This window comes from Gulosibacter chungangensis, from assembly GCF_008831155.1.
Taxonomy (GTDB): Bacteria; Actinomycetota; Actinomycetes; order Actinomycetales; family Microbacteriaceae; genus Gulosibacter; species Gulosibacter chungangensis.
Genome location: NZ_WBKB01000011.1, coordinates 13,493 through 29,548, shown reverse-complemented (window position 1 = coordinate 29,548; position 16,056 = coordinate 13,493). Strand labels below are relative to the sequence as shown.

20 protein-coding genes and 1 pseudogene are annotated in these 16,056 nt (G+C 61.9%); 7 read left to right on the top strand and 14 right to left on the bottom strand.

All coding sequences use genetic code 11. The features are described from left to right. The first annotated feature begins 184 nt into the window (after positions 1-184). The 4 genes from F8O05_RS13685 (at position 185) to F8O05_RS13670 (ending at position 3,720) form a co-directional block, all read left to right on the top strand. The gene (locus F8O05_RS13685; protein WP_158053313.1) at positions 185-1,507 is read left to right on the top strand and encodes an FAD-dependent oxidoreductase; all 1,323 of its coding nucleotides are present in this window, start codon (positions 185-187) and stop codon (positions 1,505-1,507) included. 120 nt (positions 1,508-1,627) lie between these two features. Continuing rightward, on the top strand, positions 1,628-2,101 hold the full coding sequence (locus F8O05_RS13680) for a flavodoxin domain-containing protein (RefSeq protein WP_158053312.1): 474 nt from the start codon (positions 1,628-1,630) through the stop codon (positions 2,099-2,101). 106 nt (positions 2,102-2,207) lie between these two features. Next, positions 2,208-2,957 carry a FadR/GntR family transcriptional regulator gene (locus tag F8O05_RS13675; RefSeq protein WP_158053311.1) on the top strand — a complete coding sequence of 250 codons (750 nt, stop codon included), beginning with the start codon at positions 2,208-2,210 and terminating at the stop codon, positions 2,955-2,957. 55 nt (positions 2,958-3,012) lie between these two features. Continuing rightward, positions 3,013-3,720, top strand: a complete 708-nt coding sequence (locus F8O05_RS13670; RefSeq protein ID WP_158053310.1) for a cache domain-containing protein — start codon at positions 3,013-3,015, stop codon at positions 3,718-3,720. Between the two features lie 85 nt (positions 3,721-3,805). On the opposite strand, the gene F8O05_RS13665 is transcribed toward F8O05_RS13670, so the two are convergent. Next, positions 3,806-5,398: an APC family permease gene (locus tag F8O05_RS13665; RefSeq protein ID WP_158053309.1), complete on the bottom strand. Its 1,593-nt coding sequence runs from the start codon at positions 5,396-5,398 to the stop codon at positions 3,806-3,808. 272 nt (positions 5,399-5,670) lie between these two features. Here F8O05_RS13665 and F8O05_RS13660 point away from each other — a divergent pair, with 272 nt between their 5' ends. The 3 genes from F8O05_RS13660 to F8O05_RS13650 all read left to right on the top strand — a co-directional run bounded on the left by F8O05_RS13660 (position 5,671) and on the right by F8O05_RS13650 (position 8,408). Further along, the gene (locus F8O05_RS13660; RefSeq protein ID WP_158053308.1) at positions 5,671-5,886 is read left to right on the top strand and encodes a hypothetical protein; all 216 of its coding nucleotides are present in this window, start codon (positions 5,671-5,673) and stop codon (positions 5,884-5,886) included. 54 nt (positions 5,887-5,940) lie between these two features. Next, positions 5,941-7,173: a CaiB/BaiF CoA transferase family protein gene (locus F8O05_RS13655; protein WP_192497197.1), complete on the top strand. Its 1,233-nt coding sequence runs from the start codon at positions 5,941-5,943 to the stop codon at positions 7,171-7,173. A gap of 74 nt (positions 7,174-7,247) precedes the next feature. Then, positions 7,248-8,408 (top strand): acyl-CoA dehydrogenase family protein, encoded by a 1,161-nt coding sequence (locus F8O05_RS13650; RefSeq protein WP_158053307.1) that lies wholly within the window; start codon positions 7,248-7,250, stop codon positions 8,406-8,408. A gap of 85 nt (positions 8,409-8,493) precedes the next feature. Here the strand turns inward: F8O05_RS13650 and F8O05_RS13645 are convergent, their stop codons facing one another. The 13 genes and pseudogenes from F8O05_RS13645 to rplN all read right to left on the bottom strand — a co-directional run bounded on the left by F8O05_RS13645 (position 8,494) and on the right by rplN (position 16,035). After that, positions 8,494-9,204 carry a sugar transferase gene (locus F8O05_RS13645; RefSeq protein ID WP_158053306.1) on the bottom strand — a complete coding sequence of 237 codons (711 nt, stop codon included), beginning with the start codon at positions 9,202-9,204 and terminating at the stop codon, positions 8,494-8,496. A 36-nt stretch (positions 9,205-9,240) separates the two neighbouring features. After that, the gene (locus tag F8O05_RS13640) at positions 9,241-9,483 is read right to left on the bottom strand and encodes a hypothetical protein (RefSeq protein WP_158053305.1); all 243 of its coding nucleotides are present in this window, start codon (positions 9,481-9,483) and stop codon (positions 9,241-9,243) included. Between the two features lie 350 nt (positions 9,484-9,833). Continuing rightward, the gene (locus F8O05_RS13635) at positions 9,834-10,436 is read right to left on the bottom strand and encodes an adenylate kinase (protein WP_158053304.1); all 603 of its coding nucleotides are present in this window, start codon (positions 10,434-10,436) and stop codon (positions 9,834-9,836) included. After that, the gene (secY, locus tag F8O05_RS13630; RefSeq protein WP_158053303.1) at positions 10,433-11,794 is read right to left on the bottom strand and encodes a preprotein translocase subunit SecY; all 1,362 of its coding nucleotides are present in this window, start codon (positions 11,792-11,794) and stop codon (positions 10,433-10,435) included. The genes F8O05_RS13635 and secY overlap by 4 nt, the downstream gene beginning before the upstream one ends. Before the next feature lie 73 nt (positions 11,795-11,867). Beyond that, positions 11,868-12,338 carry a 50S ribosomal protein L15 gene (rplO, locus tag F8O05_RS13625; protein WP_158053302.1) on the bottom strand — a complete coding sequence of 157 codons (471 nt, stop codon included), beginning with the start codon at positions 12,336-12,338 and terminating at the stop codon, positions 11,868-11,870. Beyond that, on the bottom strand, positions 12,338-12,526 hold the full coding sequence (gene rpmD, locus F8O05_RS13620) for a 50S ribosomal protein L30 (protein ID WP_158053301.1): 189 nt from the start codon (positions 12,524-12,526) through the stop codon (positions 12,338-12,340). Before rpmD ends, rplO begins: the two co-directional genes overlap by 1 nt. Next, positions 12,526-13,254, bottom strand: coding sequence for a 30S ribosomal protein S5 (gene rpsE, locus F8O05_RS13615; RefSeq protein WP_263970331.1), 729 nt, complete (start codon positions 13,252-13,254; stop codon positions 12,526-12,528). Before rpsE ends, rpmD begins: the two co-directional genes overlap by 1 nt. Next, a complete protein-coding gene (gene rplR / locus F8O05_RS13610; protein WP_158053300.1) occupies positions 13,251-13,610 on the bottom strand; it encodes a 50S ribosomal protein L18 in 360 nt (119 codons plus the stop codon). Before rplR ends, rpsE begins: the two co-directional genes overlap by 4 nt. Positions 13,611-13,612: 2 nt before the next feature. Next, the gene (gene rplF / locus F8O05_RS13605) at positions 13,613-14,149 is read right to left on the bottom strand and encodes a 50S ribosomal protein L6 (RefSeq protein WP_158053299.1); all 537 of its coding nucleotides are present in this window, start codon (positions 14,147-14,149) and stop codon (positions 13,613-13,615) included. Between the two features lie 6 nt (positions 14,150-14,155). After that, positions 14,156-14,554, bottom strand: a complete 399-nt coding sequence (gene rpsH / locus F8O05_RS13600) for a 30S ribosomal protein S8 (RefSeq protein WP_158053298.1) — start codon at positions 14,552-14,554, stop codon at positions 14,156-14,158. Between the two features lie 104 nt (positions 14,555-14,658). Continuing rightward, positions 14,659-15,243 carry a 50S ribosomal protein L5 gene (gene rplE / locus F8O05_RS13595; protein WP_158053297.1) on the bottom strand — a complete coding sequence of 195 codons (585 nt, stop codon included), beginning with the start codon at positions 15,241-15,243 and terminating at the stop codon, positions 14,659-14,661. A 93-nt stretch (positions 15,244-15,336) separates the two neighbouring features. Beyond that, positions 15,337-15,663 (bottom strand): annotated as a pseudogene (gene rplX, locus F8O05_RS13590) (50S ribosomal protein L24); the annotation flags it as partial. 3 nt (positions 15,664-15,666) lie between these two features. Next, positions 15,667-16,035, bottom strand: coding sequence for a 50S ribosomal protein L14 (gene rplN / locus F8O05_RS13585; protein ID WP_158053295.1), 369 nt, complete (start codon positions 16,033-16,035; stop codon positions 15,667-15,669). Positions 16,036-16,056 lie beyond the last annotated feature (21 nt).

Below are 16,056 nucleotides of genomic sequence, written 5' to 3'. Positions count from 1 at the left end.
GCAACCCCGCCACCACCGACATTCACAGCTGGAATTGCCAAATCACACGTAAGCAAGGCGCATCATTCAGCCACTCCGGCTTGCCTGAGCGGCAAATTTGCGTAATGATTGATTTCCAGATCTTTATAGTTCATGTCTCAGTGCGCAACGCGGCGCGACTGTAGGAGACCGGAAGGAATCGTACGTGAGCAAACTTCCCCCTAAACACATCGCAATCGTGGGCAGTGGTCCCAGCGGATGCTTTGTCGCCCAGTCACTCCAGCGCGCCTGGAAAGATTCAGAGATTACCGTTTTCGATCGGTTTGCGGTCCCCTACGGACTGATTCGCTACGGGGTGGCGGCAGACCACCAGCACACCAAGGCCATCACTCGGCAGTTTGACCGGATGTTTGCGGCCAGCCCCGCCGCACCCAACGCGGTGCGATTCGCCGGCAATATTGAAATCGGCACCGACATCACACTGTCGGAGCTGCGCTCCCACTTTGACCTGGTCATCCTTGCCAGCGGCCGCTGGCGCGACCGCCACCTCTCGGTACCGGGCTCACGGCTGCCGGGCGTCGTACCCTCGGGCGACATCATTAATGCGCTCAACGCGGTACCCCGCCCGAGCATCCCGCTGCCCGAAATTGGCGAGCGCGTGGTCGTAGTCGGCGCCGGAAACGTGGCCATCGACATGGTGCGCTTCCTCGTAAAAACTGCCGAGGACTACTCCGGTAGCGACATCGCACCCGAGGCGCTCAAGCAGTACCTCGCATCCCCCGCATCCAACATCACGGTGCTCAGCCGCTCCCCCATTGCGACCGCCAAGGCCGACGTCGCCATGGTTAAGGAACTCGGGAAGATCCCCGGCGTGCGTTTCAGCGTGGCGAACTCGAGCCCCGCGACCGAAGACAACGCGCTCGGCCGCAAACGCGAGGAAGCCTTCGAAAGTCTCACGACCATCGAGGTCACCGAACCGCGCGCGCACGTGCACTTCATTTTCGGCGCCGAACCGAGCAAGGTCACCGGCGACGGGCGCGTGGGACAGGTCCACCTCGGCGTTGCTCCCGCGGGCGAAGCGAGCGTCATCCCCGCCGACACCGTGATCTCGGCGATCGGCTTCGACGTCAACGCCCCCGGCCACCTCAACTACGCCGAAGAATATGACTTCGGGCCTTCGGAAGGCAGTGGGCAGGTGGAAGCCGGCGGCCGCCCCGAAGCGGCGCTCTACCGCGTCGGTTGGCTCAAGCGCGGGCCGGTGGGAGCGATCCCCGCGAACCGAGCCGACTCGAACAAGGTCGCGAAAGAAATCATCGCGGCCAGCGAATCCGGCGAACTTTTCGCAAACCCGGACCACGGCGGATTTGCCGCGTTGCCCTCGACGCTGCGGGAGCAGGCGATCTCATTTGCCCAATGGCAGAAGATCGACGCCGCCGAAACCGAGTCGGCCGAAACCGACCGCATCCGAACCAAAATTCTCAGCCACGACGCCATGCTCGACATCGCGCACGGTGCGCTCGTTGAGTAGCCAAGCCGCTCGCTGAGTAGCGAAGCGTATCGAAGCGCGTCCCACGCAGCATCCCCTCGATACGGCCTCCGGCCTACTCGGGGAACGACACATCCACAACCACACGAAAGAAGACTCATCATGAAATTCACTGTGCTCTACGGCAGCGAATCCGGTAACTCAGAACTCATCGCGCAGGACCTCGGCGCCAAACTGCAAGAAGAACACGAGGCCGAAGTAAAAGACCTGCAAGACTTCGAACCGGCAGAGTTCACCGCCGAGCAGTTCTACATCATCGTCTGCTCCACCCACGGCGAGGGCGAACTGCCGAACACCGCGCTGCCCTTCTTCGAAAAGTTCAAGTCCTTCGAAGCCGACCTCTCGGGCGTCCGCTACGCGATGTTCGGACTCGGCGACACCTTCTACGAAGAGACCTACAGCCAGGGCAGCGAGCACATCGACAACCGACTCGCCGAGCTCGGTGCGACGCGAGTCGGCGAATACGGCCGCCACGACGCATCCTCTTGGGACCTCCCGAGCGATGTTGCCCTCGAATGGCTGCCGGAAATCGTAGCCGCCGCGACCAGCCTCGCTCCGGCCAACGGTGGTAACTAGCCAAGGGGCTAGCACCGCGGTGACCTCATCCGTGGCCCAATCCCTGGCCCTCACTCAACTGCGCCCCGCTAGTATCGTCCCAGGACAGACGAACGAGGAACAGTCAGTGAGCCAACGCATTGTTATGGGCCCGGCGGTTCGGGCCAGCTCCGCACCGTACACCTTTGGCGACGTGCTCGCTGATCAAATTGTGTCGGCCATTTCTTTGGGTTCCATCGCGGTCGGGGAACGCCTCCCCTCCGAGATCGAACTCGCGGCCGAATTTGGTGTTGCCGTCGCCACGCTCCGCAAGAGTCTCGCGGTCCTGCGCGAACAGGGCATCGTCGAGACTCGACGCGGGCGTGGCGGCGGCACTTTCGTGGTGCGCGTGCCCTTCCCCAGCGAAACGCAGGTGCGCGACTACCTCGCCAACCTGACGATCGTGCAGATCCGCGACTACGGTGACGAACACATGACCATCGCCACCGGCATCGCGCGGCTTGCCTGTCAGCGCGCCCACGAGCAGGCCATCCGCGACCTGCTCGTCGCCGCCAATCGGCTCGAGTCCGCCAACTCGCCCGAGACCGCCGCGAGCGCCGACGGTCGTTTCCACATCCAACTCGCGGTGAGTGCACAATCGCCTCGCCTCCTCGCCGCCGAGATGCGACTGCAGTCCGAAATTAGCGCGCTAAAGTGGTCACCCGCAGGGGCAGCAACCTCTGCTGCAGAAACCTTGCAAGATCTCCGCGACGTCACGGCAGCCGTCGCGGCGCATGACTCAACGCGAGTTGAGCAAGTCATCGAAGAACACATCCGCAAAACGGTGTACCGGCTGATCGACGTGAAACTCACGATTGATCACACGGCCGGGCAGTAGCGACAGTGATTAGCCGCAGTGAAACAGTAGCCACAGTGAAGAGGACAAACCGGCAGTGACAAGCAGCAACGTAGCCGCTGTAGCCAAGGACATCGCCCATTGGTTTAACGGGCTCTATTCCGACCTGGAGCAGTTAGGGGCCGAACTCACGGAGGCCGTCGCTCCGGATTTTTCCGGTGACGCGCCCTATGAGGTCGCGGCCACAACCTCCGCAAAACTCCGAGCGCGCGTAATTGAACACCTCAAAGAACACCCCTCGCTTGACGGCGCGGGGTTGATCTTTCCCGTCGAGATCCAAAAACCCGGCAAGGCGAGACTCGAATGGTGGATCCGTTCCGGCATCGAGTTCGTGCGCCAAAAGTTCAATCTCGACCCGAGCTCGGGACAGTTCTACGACTACGAGATCTTGGAATGGTGGCAGGGCGGCTATCGCGAAGAGCGCCGCTCGATCGCCGGCCCCTATATTGACCACCTCGGTGTGGACGACTACATCGTCACGATGACCGTGCCCGCCTACGCCGATGGGAAGAAAATCGGCGTGGCCGGCATGGACATGGTCATGAACGAGGTCGAGACAAAGCTCCTGCGGATGCTTGCGCCGCTCGGCCCCGGCACTGCCCTCTTGAATCGACACAACTCGGTGATCGTCGGGAACTCCGGGTCGCTGTCGACCGGCATCCTCGTGGCCCAGATCCCCCAGGGCTATGCCCGCACGCGGATCGACTCACCCGGGCTCGACCTGAGCCTCATCTATCGCGTCTAGGCGACGTCGGCACTCTCAATACGAATAGGGGTGCAGGAGAGAAACTCTCCTGCACCCCTATTTCGTGTTGTTAGCTCGAGTGCGGCTACTTCCGCTCTTCGTCCCAGTTCCGCTGGTTGTCTGGGTAGATGTGCGGCTTGCCACCGTCGAGTCGGATCGCCATGTCGACGAGCTCCTCGGTCGGCGCAATTGGCTGGATGAGGTGCGTGTCCACCACACCTGTGGCGATACCCGCGTCTGCCCCACCCTTGGTCTCAGGGTGCGCAGTGAACAGGTAGATGCATCCAACACCGACCACCACGACACCCATGATGCCGACCAGCCAGGCCTCAAACCACGGTGCGCCAGCAACCGGCCAGACCACGATCACCATCGCGAAGATCTGGTAGGTAAGGGCGGCGATCGTAATCGCCCAGCCCCAGTTCCCCATCCGGAACTGACCGGAGGGCTTCCAGCCAAGGATGCGAGCCCGCAGCGAGGCGAGCACCACCGCGGCGAAGGCGAGGTAGATACCGAAGGCGGCGAAGGAGATAATCGCGATCAGTGCATCCTCACTCAGCAGCGAAATCACCACGACGATTGCGGGCAGCACGCCAGCCACGATCAGTGCGTATGGGGGAACCGCGCGCTTCGCGTTGAAGCGCTTGAGGTACTTGGCGCCCGGCAACTGGTTGTCGCGACCCATCGAGAACATCAGGCGCGAGGCCGCGGCCTGCAGCGAGATGGTGCACGAGAGGAAGGACACGAGCACAACTGCCATCACGATCTTGAAGCCAATCGGGCCGAAGGCTTCCATGAAGATCGCGCTGATCGGGTCCGGAATGGTGCCGTTAATGATGTCCTCGAAGCTACCGACCGCAAGGATGAGACCCAGGGCGATGAACATGGATGCGACACCACCGACGTAGATGGTCATCCGCATGGCCTTGGGAATCACGCGACCCGGATCACGAACCTCTTCCGCCACGTCACCGTTGGCTTCAAAGCCGTAGTAGAGGTAAATACCCATGATCGCGGCGCCGAGGAAGGCGATGAGGAAGGGGCTGTTTTCCTGCATGTCGGCCGGGCGGAAGTCCTGGAAGAGGACCGAGAGGTCGTGCTTGCGCACCGCGATGAGCAGCCACACACCGATCACTGCGCTGGCGATAATCTCCAGCACGAAGCCGACGAAGGCGACCTTGGCGAGGAACTTCGTTCCGCCCAGGTTTGCGAAGGTCGCCAGCAGAATGATCAGCAGTGCCAGCAGCACGTTTGCGGATGCATTCATCTCGATGCCGAGGAGGGCGCCGAGGAAGGGACCGGCACCGTAGGCGACGGATGCGATGGTCGCGTTGATCGCGATCATGTAGATCCAACCGCTGATCCAGCCCCACTTGGCGCCCCAAAGGCGTCGGTTCCAGGGGTAGATGCCACCGGCGACCGGGTACTGCGAGACGACCTCACCGAAGACGGTGGCGACAAGCAGCTGGCCGAGACCGGCGATGATCAGCATCCAGAATGCGGGTGGGCCCGCGATTGCGACGGATGCGGCGAAGGTTGCGTACACGCCCACCACGGGCGAAAGATAGGTGAATCCGAGGGCGAGGTTGCCCCAGAATCCCATGTCTCGTTTGAACTCCGAGGCGGAGTGTTCGGTTTCGTTTGGGGCCGCTTCAGCAGCTTTGCTTTGGCTCTCCATATGCTCATTCCTTTAGCCATGGCTGTCGGAACCGCTGCCCGAGCCGTCATTGCTCGTCCTACAGCGGTGTCAAGGTTTAAACCTTTAGGTATTCATGTTTTACCCAAGCGGGCTGCCTGTCAACTCCATTGCGACAATTGCCACTCTTAGGTGCGCCATCTGCCTCTCGATCGTGGTTCGATCGCAGAACTCCGACAGATAGCTTGCAAGCCTCGATGAGGCTCGCCGTAGAGCCCTTCAAGACCGCTCGTCGAGAATACTAACAAAAGTAGATGTTTAACCCAACTGTCCTCGGGTTTTTGACGTTCTTTGCCCGCAAATCCATCACGACCAGAGGAAATGCCCTGATGTGCGGGCAAGAATTCTCACTGATGCCCGGCAAGCACTGCCCTGATGTGCAGGCAAGTATTCTCGCATCCTCGACACCGCTTCACGGACTGGAACCGCAATTGCAAAATCGATTTACCAAATCCGCCGTGGCGCGATAGACTCGTCGCACGTCGCGCGGGAGCGCGCACCGTTGTTTCAGTGAGGAGACTTTCTTGACCGACGCACCGTCGCAGCCATTACCGTCTGGCCCACTCAGCGATATTCGCGTACTTGACCTGTCTCGAGTCCTCGCCGGCCCACTCACGGCGATGAACCTCGCCGACCTCGGCGCCGATGTCATTAAAGTTGAGCGCCCCGGCGCTGGCGACGACACCCGCGCCTGGGGGCCACCGTTTGCCGAAGACGGCACAGCCACCTACTTCCAAACCTCGAACCGCAATAAGCGCTCCATCGCCATCGACTTCCGCGAGGACTCCGGCCGCGAACTCGTCCTGCGCCTCATCGCACAAGCCGATGTCGTGGTGGAGAACTACCTCCCCGGCGCACTCGAACGCGCCGGTATTGACCTCGAGGCCCTGCGCATCCAACACCCCGGGCTCATCGTTGCGAGCGTGACCGGCTTCGGTTCCGCCGGCGGTGCCACCCGTCCCGGCTACGACTTCGTCGCCCAGGCACTCAGCGGGCTCATGCACATCACCGGCGAACACGAAGGCGAAGCGATGAAGGTCGGCGTTGCGCTCGTGGATGTGCTCGCATCCAAAGACCTCACCCTCGGTATCCTTGCCGCCCTGAGGAACCGCGACCGCACGGGCTTCGGGATGCGCGTGGAAGTCAACCTGCTCTCCAGCATCCAGTCGGCCCTCGCCAACCAAATTCAGGCCACGGTCGGAGCCGGGGTCGAACCCACCCGACTCGGGAACGTGCATCCCTCGATCATGCCCTACGAGTCGCTACCGACCAGGGACGGCGAACTCGCCGTCGCAATCGGCAATAACAAACAGTTCCGCGATTTCGTCACCGAACTCGGCCGGCCCGAACTTGCCGAAGACCCGCGCTTTGCGACGAACCCAGACCGTGTGGCGCATCGCCCCGAGCTGCGAGAAATCCTCGCGGAGGCCCTCGCAGCCGACACTGCCGAAGGTTGGCAGGAACGGTTTACCGCCGCGAACCTCGCCGTCGGCAAAGTCAACACCATCGGTGAGGGAATCGAACTCGCGCAGTCACTCGGGATCGACCCGGTGGTGGAACTCGATCGCGACGGGGTCACCTCAAAGGGAATCCGCCACCCGATTCGGTACACCCCCGAGTTTGCGATCCCCACGCTCGGGCCACCCGCGCTCGACGCCGATGGCGAGGCAATTCGAAACGGCGTCGGCGCGCCGATCAGCCCCTTAACCCCCGCTGAGGTGACCCGAACGCGCCGCAGCCGGATACCCCGACCCTAAGCCGTTCGGCAGCGACAGGCCCCACGCTCCCCCAGCATCCATGTACTACCCAACCCATACCGAAAGGCACCGCAATGTCGGATCTTTTTGACCTACTGAACCTCGAGGCCGAGTACTCGGCCGAGGAAATCGCCCTCCGTGACCGTGTCCGCGAATTTGTGGACCGGCGCATCCGACCCAACATCACCGACTGGTACGAGCGGGCGGTCTTCCCGACCGAGATCATCCCCGAGATGGCCGAACTGGGCCTGCTCGGTATGCACATCAAGGGATACGGATGCGCGGGCCGCAGCTCGGTCGAATACGGCATTGCGATGCAGGAGCTCGAAGCCGGTGACTCGGGGCTGCGCACCTTCGTGTCGGTGCAGGGGTCGCTCGCGATGAGCGCCATCGCGAAGCACGGATCGGAAGAGCAGAAGCAGAAGTTCCTGCCCGAGATGGCCGCGGGCCGCGTGATCGGTTGCTTCGGCCTCACCGAACCCAACGCCGGCTCCGACCCCGCCGGGATGGAGACCGTCGCGGTCCGTGACGGCGACGGCTGGATCCTCAACGGCGCCAAGCGGTGGATCGGCCTCGGCACCATCGCCGACATCGCCATCGTCTGGGCACGCACCGACGAGGGCGTGCGCGGGTTCATCGTGCCCACCGACGCCGAAGGCTTCAAGGCCGTTGCCCTCGAGCCGAAGATGTCGATGCGCGCATCCATCCAGACCGAGCTGACCTTTGACAACATCCGCCTCACCGAAGCTGACCGCCTGCCGGGTGCGACCTCGCTGCGCGCCCCCTTCGAGTGCCTCAACGAAGCCCGCTTCGGCATCACCTTCGGTGCCCTCGGTGCCGCGCGCGACGCTTTCGAGGTCGCCGCGAAGTACGCCGGGGAGCGCAAGCAGTTCGACAAGCCGCTCGCCGCCTTCCAGCTCACGCAGCAGAAGCTCGTGAACATGGCGCTCGAGCTCAACAAGGGCCAGCTGCTCGCGCTGCAGATCGGCCGCCTCAAGGACGCCGGCAAGCTCGAACGCCACATGATCTCGGTCGGCAAGCTCAACAACTGCCGGATCGCGATCGACATCTGCCGCGAGGCCCGCACGATCCTCGGTGGCAACGGCATCCTGCTCGACCAGTCGATCATGCGCCACGCGAACAACCTCGAGTCGGTGCGCACCTATGAGGGCACCGACGAGGTACACACGCTGATTCTGGGGCAGCACCTCACGGGCGAGAACGCGTTCGCATAGGGGCTGAACTGCGGGTTGCCCGCAAAAACTGACGCGTATGGGTGGTCAGGAGGGAAATACTCCCTCCTGACCACCCATACGCGTTTCACGGTTCAGAGCCAAGGTCATCAACTTCTTCTTCACTTTGGTCATCACGGATTCCAGCTGCCGTGGTCACCACTCGCAACGTTGCGTACAAGATCTTCAGATCGGTGACGGGACCAATCTTCTCGACATACTCAATGTCGGACTCAATTCGTTGCGACCACGGTGCCTCGTCACGATAGCGGACCTGCGCGAGTCCGGTGAGTCCTTGGGGAACAAGCAACCGTTGACGCTGCCGAAGCGTGTATTTCTCGACATGTTCCAAAAGCGCGGGTCTGGGACCGATGAAAGACATGTCGCCGCGAAAGATGTTCAGTAATTGCGGGAGCTCATCGAGGCTCGTCTTGCGAAGCACCGACCCCAGCGGGGTGATGAGTCGCAGCTGGCTCATGTTGAAACCATCGCCTACGTTCTCAGCACCACGGATCATCGTGCGGAACTTCAGCATCATGAATTCTCCCTGATGCCCCTGCCGCACCTGCCGCACCTGCCGCACCGGCCGCACCTGCCGCACCTGCCGCACCTGCCGCACCTGCCGGAAGATAATCGGTCGCCCAATACTGATCAGCACATCGAGGGCAACGGCCACCAACACGGGACTCAACACCAATAGCAACAGGCCTGCCGCGGCCATCTCCAGACCGCGGCGAACCCTGAGGTATTGAGCGGTCGCATGTGACCACTGCTGTCTGCCTACATTGATAGAAACCATCAGCGCACAACCTTGCGTCGTACCTTCAAGCCGCCTTCAAGCGGCCTTCAAGTCGGTAGCGGGGATTGGTTCCCGCCACGGCGGGAAATAGCCCTCTGTGAAATCCGTCCCGGCAAGCGCCCGGTACTGGTCCGGGTCGTGCACGACCTTGCCGAGGTGAAAGGTCAAGGGCTCGTTACTCGGGTCGTAGCGACGTTTGAAGTCGAAGAGCGAATCGGCGGCCGCCACCAATCCCCCGCCGAGGTGGAAGGTGGTGATTCCATCCCCTTCGATGCCCACCGCTCATTGTGGGACGCCGGATTGAACCGGATGAAGGTGTCGATCAGGCCCACTTCTTCCGGTGTGAGACGGTCAAGGACCGTCTGCCATTCGCTCGGTTTTGGACAGCACGATATTGAGACAAGTCAATTCCCCTCGCTGGAAAAAGCGCGTCAATTCGAGCCAAGAGTGCGCGATTGGCCGCCATCCCCTCAACTCCCTCGTCGAGGTGGGGACCAGATAAATACTGTGGAACCTGGCTCGTTTCGAGGCTATCGAACCCGGTAGCGATCTTGTGTCACAGCAGCGCAGGATAGGTGAAACAAAGCGCCCTCCTGGATTCCAGGAGGGCGCTTTGTTCAAATTGCTGGCTAGTTACGCGGTTCGAGACCCTTGGCCTTGAGTGCGTCGAGGATGCGCGTGGCAACTTCCTCGACCGTGCCCATGCCGTCGACCTCAACCACGACGCCGCGGGATGCGTACACGTCGATCACCGGCGCGGTCTCCTGCAGGTAGACCTCCTGGCGGTGGCGGATGATCTCCTCGGTGTCGTCAACGCGACCCTGCTCCTGCGCCCGCTTGAGCAGTCGCTCGACCACGGCATCCGTGTCGGTCACGAGCTGGACAACGGCGTCAATCGCCGCGCCATCCTGCTCGAGCACCGAGGTGAGGAACTCTACCTGACCGACCGTGCGAGGGTAACCGTCGAGGAGGAAGCCCGGCGCAACGTCTGCCTGCGAGAGGCGGTCCGAGATCAGGTCGTTCGTGAGCGAGTCGGGCACGAGCTGCCCCTGCGCCGTGATTTCCTGCACGCGCTTCCCGAGTTCGGTGCCGTTCTTGATGTTCTCGCGGAAGATATCTCCCGTAGAGATCGCAGGAACGCCATAGGCCTCGGCAAGGCCGGTGGCCTGGGTACCCTTGCCAGCGCCGGGGGCGCCAACGATCAGCAGACGGATGGGAGCGGTGTTCGTCATCGAAGCAGTCCTTCGTAGTTGCGTTGCTGGAGCTGGGCGTCGATCTGCTTGACGGTCTCAAGCCCGACACCAACGAGGATAAGAATGGATGCCCCACCGAACGGGAAGTTCTGGTTGGCACCGACCGTGGATAGTGCGATCAATGGCAGCAGCGCGATGATGCCGAGGTAGATCGAACCGGGGAAGGTGATGCGGTTCAGCACGTAGCTGAGGTAGTCGGCCGTGGGCTGCCCCGCGCGGATGCCCGGGACGAAACCGCCCTGCTTGCGCATGTTCTCGGCGACCTCATCCGGGTTGAACGCGATGTACACGTAGAAGTACGCGAAGGCGATCGTGAGCAGGAAGTAGACGACCATGTAGATCCAGCTGTCGCCGGTCATCAGGTTGTTCTGAATCCACACAACCCATTCGGCGGGCGACTCCCCTGCCGCGGGCTGGTTGAACTGGGCGATCAAGGACGGGATCATCAGCAGCGATGAGGAGAAGATGACCGGGATCACTCCGGCCTGGTTGACCTTGATTGGGATGTAGGTGGACTGGCCACCGTAGGTACGTCGGCCGATCATTCGGCGGGCATACTGCACCGGGATGCGGCGCTGTGACTGCTCGACGAAGACCACCGCTACCAGCACGCCAAAGGCGAGCAGGATGATCACCACGAAGGTGAAGACACCACCGGCACCCGAAATCAGCGACCACATGCCCGTCGGGAACATGGCGGCAATCGAGGTGAAGATGAGCAGCGACATACCGTTACCGATGCCGCGCTCGGTGATGAGCTCACCGAACCACATGATCACAGCGGTTCCGGCCGTCAGCGCCGTGACCATCATGAGCATCCGCACCACGTTCGTGGTGACGTCGAGGCCCGTGGTCTCGGTGACGAAGTTGAGCACGTTCTGGCAGGCGGCGTTACCGGTGGTGCCGTAGAGGGCACCGGTGCGAGCCACCGTGAGCAGCGTGGTCGACTGCAGAACGGCCAGGCCGATGGTGAGGTAACGCGTGTACTGCGTGAGCGTTGCCTGGCCCGACTGGCCTTCCTTGTGGAGGGCCTCAAAGTGTGGAATCACTACGCGAAGCAGCTGCACGATGATCGATGCGGTGATGTACGGCATGATGCCGAGCGCAAAGATTGACAGCTGCGTGAGCGCACCCCCCGAGAACATGTTGAGCATGTTGAAGAGGCTTGCTTGCCCGTCGGCGCCGCTACCCGCGATGCATTGCTGCACGTTGGAGTAGTTCACGAACGGGGCCGGGATCGCGGTACCGAGACGGTAGATCGCGAGCATGGCGAGGGTGAAAAGAATCTTCCGACGAAGGTCGGGAGTCTTAAACACCCGGGAAATGGCGCTGAACACGCTTGCATCCTGCTTTCGCGTTAGTGACGTAACAAATGCGGGGTCGGACGCAGCCGACCCCGCATTTGGGAATTTACTTGACGGAGCCGCCTGCGGCAACGATCTTCTGCTCTGCCGAGCTCGAGACCTTGTCAACCGCAATGTTCAGCTTAACCGTAATCTCGCCGGTGCCGAGCACCTTTACGAGCTCGTTCTTGCGAACGGCACCTTTGTTCACCAAATCTTCAACCGTGACGTCGCCGCCCTCCGGGTAAAGCTCAGCGAGCGTGTAAAGGTTTACGACCTGGTACTCCTTGCGGAACGGGTTCTTGAACCCGCGCAGCTTCGGGGTACGCATGTGCTGCGGCATCTGGCCACCCTCGAAGCCGAGGGGCACAGTGGTCCGTGCGCGCGTTCCCTTGGTACCGCGACCAGCGGTCTTACCCTTGGATGCTTCACCGCGACCCTTACGGATGCGCGACTTCTTTGCGCCGGGAGCCGGACGGAGGTCGTGCAGCTTCAGTGCACTCTGCTCCTGCTCGTTAGCGTTTTCGTTGTTAGCCATTATTCGTTGATCTCCTCAACCTTGACGAGGTGAGCAACCGCACGCAGGTAACCCTGGAGCTGCTGCGAGTCCTCGCGCACGACCGACTGGCCGATGCGCTTGAGACCGAGCGAGCGGAGGGTGTCGCGCTGGTTCTGCTTCTCGCTGATAACCGACTTAATCTGCGTTACCTTGAGCGACTTAGCCATTAGTTACCAACCTTTGCAGCCTTGGCAGCCTCTTCGCGGGCGCGGGCCTGGTCGCGCAGGATGCGCTCCGGGACAACGTGCTCGATGTCGAGACCACGACGAGCGGCAACTGCAGCGGGCTCTTCGAGCATCTTGAGTGCAGTCACAGTCGCGTGAACGATGTTGATGGTGTTCGAGGAACCGAGCGACTTGCTCAGTACGTCGTGGATACCGGCGCACTCGAGTACGGCGCGGACCGGACCACCGGCGATAACACCGGTACCCTGCGCGGCCGGGCGAAGCAGAACCACGCCAGCAGCCGACTCACCCTGGACGGGGTGCGGGATGGTGTTCAGTACGCGGGGAACGCGGAAGAAGTTCTTCTTCGCTTCCTCAACACCCTTGGCGATTGCCAGGGGAACTTCGCGTGCCTTGCCGTAACCAACACCGACGAGGCCCTTACCGTCACCAACGACGACGAGTGCGGTGAAGCTGAAGCGACGACCACCCTTGACGACCTTGGACACGCGGTTGATGGTGACTACGCGCTCGAGGAACTCGTTCTTCTCAGCTGCGTTGTCGCGACCGCCGCGGCCACGGCCACGGCCGTCCTGCTGGCGGTCACGGTTGCCACCGCGGCGCTGACGACGGTCGTCGCCTTCGCGGGTGTTTGACTCGCTCGAAGCTGCGGTCTCAACCGGCTTGTCGGCAATGTTGTCGGGGACGTTGTTTTCGATGTTTTCGCTCACAGGCTCAGTCCTGCCTCTCGTGCTCCATCAGCGATGGCCGCAACGCGACCGGCGTACTTGTTACCGCCGCGGTCGAAGACTGCTGCCTCAACACCGGCCTGCTTGGCGCGCTCGCCGAGGATTTCACCAACGCGACGTGCCTTTGCGGTCTTGTCACCGTCGAACGCACGCAGGTCTGCTTCCATGGTCGAAGCCGATGCGAGGGTGTGCCCCTGAACGTCGTCGATGAGCTGGACGAATACGTGACGCGCCGATCGGGTAACAACCAGACGCGGGCGCAGCGCGCTTCCGGTGATCTTCTTGCGCAACCGTGCGTGGCGACGGCCACGGGCTGCTTGCTTGCTCGTGTGAGACATGCTTACTTACCAGCCTTTCCGGCCTTGCGACGAACGTGCTCGCCTTCGTAACGGATACCCTTGCCCTTGTAGGGCTCGGGCGGACGGATCTTGCGGATGTTCGCAGCGGTCTCGCCGACCTGCTGCTTGTTGATACCGCTGACCGTGATCTTGTTCTGGCCCTCGACGGCGAAGGTGATGCCTTCGGGAGCGTCGAAGCTGACCGGGTGCGAGAAGCCGAGTGCGAACTCGAGCGAGGTGCCCTTGGCCTGGACGCGGTAACCGGTACCGACGACCTCGAGCGACTTCTTGTAGCCCTCGGTTACACCAACAATGTTGTTGAAGATGAGGGTACGGGTCAGGCCGTGCAGCGAACGCGAGTCACGCTCGTCGTTCGGGCGGGTGACCAGCACCTGACCGTCTTCAACGGAAGCCTCGATGGGGGATGCGATGGTGAGCGAGAGCTCACCCTTCGGGCCCTTGACTGCGACGTCAGCGCCGTCGATCTTGACCTCGACGCCGGCGGGAATCTGGATGGGGAGACGACCAATACGCGACATTATGTATCACCATACGTAGGCGAGGACTTCCCCACCTACGCCCTTCGCATCTGCCTCGCGGTCCGTGAGGACGCCCGAGGAAGTGGACAGGATTGCGATGCCGAGGCCACCGAGAACGGTGGGCAGTTCCGTCGACTTCGCGTACACGCGAAGGCCCGGCTTCGAGACGCGCTTGATGCCCGACAGTGCGGGGCGGCGGTCCTGACCGAACTTCAGTGCGATGTTCAGGGTCTCACCGACGCGAGCGGACTCTGCGTTCCAGTCGGCGATGTAACCCTCGCGCTTGAGGATGTCAGCAATGCTCTTCTTGAGCTTCGAGCTCGGCAGTGCCACGGTGTCGTGGTGCGCCTTGCTCGCGTTGCGCAGACGCGTAAGCATATCTGCGACGGGGTCGGTCATAGTCATGACGCGATATTTCCTTTCGCCTGGTTTCGACGTCCCGTACACGGGGCGCCGACCTTAGGTGTAAGGCCCGCCCACGGATGTGGGCGGGCCAACGAGCTATCTTACTACTTCGATAGCCCAGCGTGGTAGGGGAATCCGAGTGCAGTTAGCAGTGCACGTCCGGTTTCGTCGTCCTGTGCGGTCGTTACCACGGTGATGTCCATACCGCGCGGGCGGTCGATCTTGTCCGGATCAATTTCGTGGAACATAACCTGCTCGGTAAGACCAAAGGTGTAGTTACCCTGACCGTCGAACTGCTTGTCCGAAAGACCGCGGAAGTCGCGGATACGGGGCAGTGCGAGCGAGAGCAGGCGGTCGAGGAACTCCCACATGCGGTCGCCGCGAAGCGTGACGTGAGCACCAATGGGCTGGCCCTCACGAAGCTTGAACTGCGCGATCGACTTGCGTGCTTTGGTGATCTTCGGCTTCTGGCCGGTGATGAGGGTGAGGTCGTTGACCGCACCGTCGATCAGCTTGCCATCCTGCGCGGCCCGGCCAACACCCATGTTCACGACGATCTTTTCGAGAGTCGGAACCTGGTGGATGTTCTTAACGCCGAGCTGCTCCTGCAGCTGAGCCTTGAGTTCCTCGCGGTACTTCACCTTGAGTCGGGGCTGGATTTTGCCAGCTCCCGTGGCATTTTCAGTCATGCGCTACTCGCTGTCCTTTGCTGCGGCCTTCTTAGGGGCTGCCTTCTTCGTGGTCTTCTTGGCAGGCTTTTCGGCCGGCTTAGCAGCGCGACGCGAGTCCTTGAAGACGCGGGTACGAACGGTCTTGGTGGCGCCGTCCTTCGTCTCTTCCGAAACCTCGATACCGGTGCGGCTACCGCGGCCGGTCTCGGGGTTCACGAGGGCAACGTTGGACACGTGGATGGGAGCCTCAACGGTCTCTCGTCCACCGGTCTTGGTGCCGCGCTGGGTCTGGCCTTCGCGTACGTGCTTGGTGACGTAGTTGACGCCTTCGACGATCACGCGCTCCTGCGCTACGAGGACTTCCAGGACCTTGCCCTGCTTGCCCTTGTCGCCACCGGAGATAACCTCAACGAGGTCGTCCTTGCGAATCTTCGCCATGGTTTAAAGCACCTCCGGAGCAAGCGAAATGATCTTCATGAACCGCTTCTCGCGCAGCTCACGGCCCACGGGGCCGAAGATGCGGGTACCGCGGGGTTCGCCGTCAGTCTTCAGAATGACGGCTGCGTTCTCGTCGAACTTGATGTACGAACCGTCAACGCGACGGGTCGGCTTCTTCGTGCGAACGATAACTGCCTTTACGACGTCACCCTTCTTCACGTTGCCACCGGGGATCGCATCCTTCACGGTTGCGACGATGGTGTCACCAACGCCGGCGTAACGACGGCCTGATCCTCCGAGCACGCGGATGGTGAGCAACTCCTTGGCGCCGCTGTTGTCAGCGACGCGGAGTCGGGATTCTTGCTGAATCATGTGTCAGTCTCCTTGGCTGTA